Source organism: Leyella stercorea (genome assembly GCF_019052365.1).
Lineage (GTDB): Bacteria > Bacteroidota > Bacteroidia > Bacteroidales > Bacteroidaceae > Prevotella.
Genome location: NZ_JAHQUY010000123.1, coordinates 1 through 3,705, shown reverse-complemented (window position 1 = coordinate 3,705; position 3,705 = coordinate 1). Strand labels below are relative to the sequence as shown.

Annotated in this window: 2 protein-coding genes; both read left to right on the top strand. The window is 40.9% G+C overall.

Features of this window, described 5'->3' with window-relative positions:
• Positions 1-222: 222 nt before the first annotated feature.
• Positions 223-924 carry a GLPGLI family protein gene (locus tag KTQ90_RS12845; protein ID WP_084791361.1) on the top strand — a complete coding sequence of 234 codons (702 nt, stop codon included), beginning with the start codon at positions 223-225 and terminating at the stop codon, positions 922-924.
• Positions 925-3,558, top strand: coding sequence for a carboxypeptidase-like regulatory domain-containing protein (locus tag KTQ90_RS12840; protein WP_217348264.1), 2,634 nt, complete (start codon positions 925-927; stop codon positions 3,556-3,558).
• The last annotated feature ends 147 nt before the right edge of the window (positions 3,559-3,705 follow it).

Below are 3,705 nucleotides of genomic sequence, written 5' to 3'. Positions count from 1 at the left end.
TACAGCAAATCCGACATCTCCAAAACAGGTGTATGTTAGAGAGACTTTGGTCATCATTGAATATACAGATGGATCTATGGACATTTACTACGAGAGAGTAGAAATTACAATTGATGATTAATGGTTAATTCGTGAGGGAGTGCCAAGATGTAAATCAAATGGAAATTTTATGCTTAAGAGTTACTCATTTTGACACTCCCTCATCTACAATTCTTAACTAATATGAAACATTTATTGCTTATTCTAATGAGCATTATTGGCTTGGGCAGTGTGTCTGCTCAATCACAAAACGTAAAGTGTACTTATGCGGCAACACATGTAATCTCTGATGCTGTAAAGAACATTGAGGATGCACACATTCGTGAAATGGTAATTCAGAAATTCCAGAATGACAAGAAAACGTTCACAATGTTTTATGCTGATGGAAAATATTCTTTCAGCGAAGGCTCCAATGAAGGTGATACTGGCATAAAGGTCGTTGGAGTGACTGGAGATATTTATATCGACATGGCAAAGGATTCTGTGTTTGCACAGAAGTACATTGTTGACAAACTCTTCCTCATAAAGGATAAATACAAACCTTATGAGTGGACTCTCACTAACGAGAAAAAAACAATAAATGGCAAGGAATGCACAAAGGCTACGGCAACGGGTAACATACCTGTTACCGCATGGTTTTGCACGGAGATACCATTGGGTGTAGGTCCGTTGGGATATTTGGGACTGCCAGGAATTGTGATGCAACTTGATACGCCAACTTATTCGTATGTGTTGCAAGAAATGGTCAATCTTAATGAGACTCCAAGTTTTGAGATTCCGACAAAAGGCAAGGTTGTCTCACAGGAAGAATTCAACAAGTTGGAAGCTGAAAAAATTAAATCTCGTGGTGCAGAAGCAGGCAAGGTAAGAATTATTCGTATGTAAATGAAGCATAAACTCCATATTAAAACTATTGGCATACTACTATACTTATTGTGTAGTAGTATGTTTTCATTTGCCCAAGAGCGATTGTCCGGCAAGGTTATTGATGACAATGGAAAGCCAATAGCTATGGCAAATGTCATGCTTTATCCAGACAGCCTTGCCAAACAATCCATCCTGACATATGCCGTGACTGACAACAAGGGCATTTTCCATTTAAGTTCTATATCTGTACATCATGCATGGCTGCATGTGAAAAGCATAGGGTATGAAAGTCTTGTGATGAAATATGATTCATCGCAGTCATCATGCCTGATAACCCTTCATGCAAAATCGCAAGAGTTGGGCGAGGTCGTGGTCAAAGGCAATTACTCTGGCATAAAAACCAGAGGGGATAGTATAATTTTCGATGTTAACCATTTCAAGACTGGTGCGGAGGAGAATGTCTCTGATGTTTTGCGGCGTTTGCCTGGCATGGAAGTGAGCGAGACCGGAAAGGTGAAATATGAGGGGAAGGCCATTGACAAAATCCTTGTCAATGGCAATGACGTGATGTCTACAGGTAGCGGAATGATGCTCAACGGCTTGCCTGCCGATGTGGTGAGCGGAGCCGAAATTCTGCGCAATTGGAATGACGGGACTCTCGCCAATTCTTTAAGAAACAGTGATCAAAGAACAGCCTTGAACATCAAGACATCAGAATCGTTGCGCTTCACCTCGAAGTTAGATGCAGGTGGAGGCATATTGAACAAGTATCAAGGCAAGTTAACTTCCTTGCTCATCGGTAAGAAAGGTTCGTTTTCCGCTGCTTTGTCATCAAACAACTTGGGCAAGGAAATTCTTTCCTTGGAAGATTACATAGGTAGCATCATGAATTTCGGCGGACTTTCATCAGGTGGCGTGAGCCAGATGCAAATTTCCGAGGAAGAGAGTGCCATGCTGACACCTCCTTCCAATGTGTATCGCAACGCAAACTCTGCCCTTATTCTAAATGGTGCGTATGCACCTTCCAACAACTTAGACATCAAGATAGGAATCTTGCTAAACAAAGCGAAGATGAATGCCTTCGACAGAAACAACAGTTTCTATTTCGCCTCTTCGCTTGAGACAGAGTACAACGATTCCACAGAGAAAGACAATAAGACAGGCTCCGCCAATGTGAGGATAAAGTGGCAACCGACAAACAAACTGGAGATACTTTCTTCTACGTTTGCTAAACTGTCCGACTATTCGGCAACTCAGCAAATGACATATTGGGGCAACAATAGCATGGATTTGGAAGAATGCAAGAAACTGAACAAGAAAGATTTAAGACAATCCGTACAAGTCACTGGCAATTTCGGAAAAACATCTCTATATGCTTTGATGACCTTTGGACGCAAGTCGCAAGAAGAGAAATTAAATGTTCTTAATGACAGTCTTCTGTTGCCTACTTACTATGTGCAGGAGGCTGGACTGTGTGGCATTCGTTCATATTTGTCAACAGAGAACTATTTATATGCTTTAGAAGCAGGTGGAAAATGGTCTTTGCCAGAAGGTTATAGTATGGCTTTTGCTTTTCGCCATGACTACAACAAGGACAAATTGCATGCGGAGGATTATTCTTTGGATGACAATAGTACAGAGGGTATATATAAGAAATTAATCGGTTCACTCATCTTTGAAAAGACTACAGGACTGCTGAGATTCAAAATCAATGCTTCTTTAACAGGAAATAAATATGAACGTTCAACTGAGAGCGCAAGCAGTTCCGTCAGGTTCAACTATAATTCATTGCTTCGACTAGTGTTCAGTCCCAAGAGCGAACTTATCTTAACTGGTAGCAGGGAGACTTCGCAGATAGAACTTAGTAAAATGGCAGACTTTCCTGTACATCTAGCATACGACAGGATACAGATGCCATCTTCCATTCATTCACCATTTGTCAGCAAGGATTCATATTCCATACACTATCGTCTTATCAATAATTATAGCAATCTGTTGCTGTTTGTTTCGGGCATGTATTCCAAAACAAAGGGAGACGGATTGGCTGATGCCACACAACATGGAGTCACAAGAAAACAGACTTATATGGATGGGGGCAATGAAGAATGGATGTCTTTGCATGGTGTTGTAACCAAGGGCTTAGGACACTGGCCGGTAGATGCAAACGTGAAAGTGGCGTGGACCAATAGCTGTGTGGCAAGTTCTTTAAATGGTATGAGGTTCAACACAAAGGTGAATGTGCCAAAGGGAGAAATTTACTTTACGACAAGGTTCAAATCAATATTCAATTTTGACATTGGTGGCTTGTACAAGAAAAGTATGTACACAAGTTACGCTGGTAAAGAACAAGACAATGAGCAGTACGAGGCGCATTTGTACACATATTTTAAATATGATCATTTCAAAGGATCTATAAGATATGCCATCAGCAAGACCAATGGAAGTGGCTTGGAGCGAGTATCCAACAATGTTGGCTTTCAACTTTCTTACAGTATGAAAAGACTCCAGCTCACTTTATCGGGTGACGAGCTTTTGCATTTGCACAAGAACAACTGGTTGAATATCAGCAGTTCTTCATATTCTACTACGACATCATATTATATGAGAATGCCTGGGTACTTGCTTTTTTCATGTGGATTGCGAATTGATTAAAGCTCTACATTACCTTTATAAAAGCCAGCCGTCGTCGCAGAAAGACAGTCTTCGTACCTCAGACTAACTTCCTCCGACTATGGCACGGCAAGAAAAATCCTTGGCGGTATGCCTTGAAATACTTCAAGACTATACTGCCAAGGACTT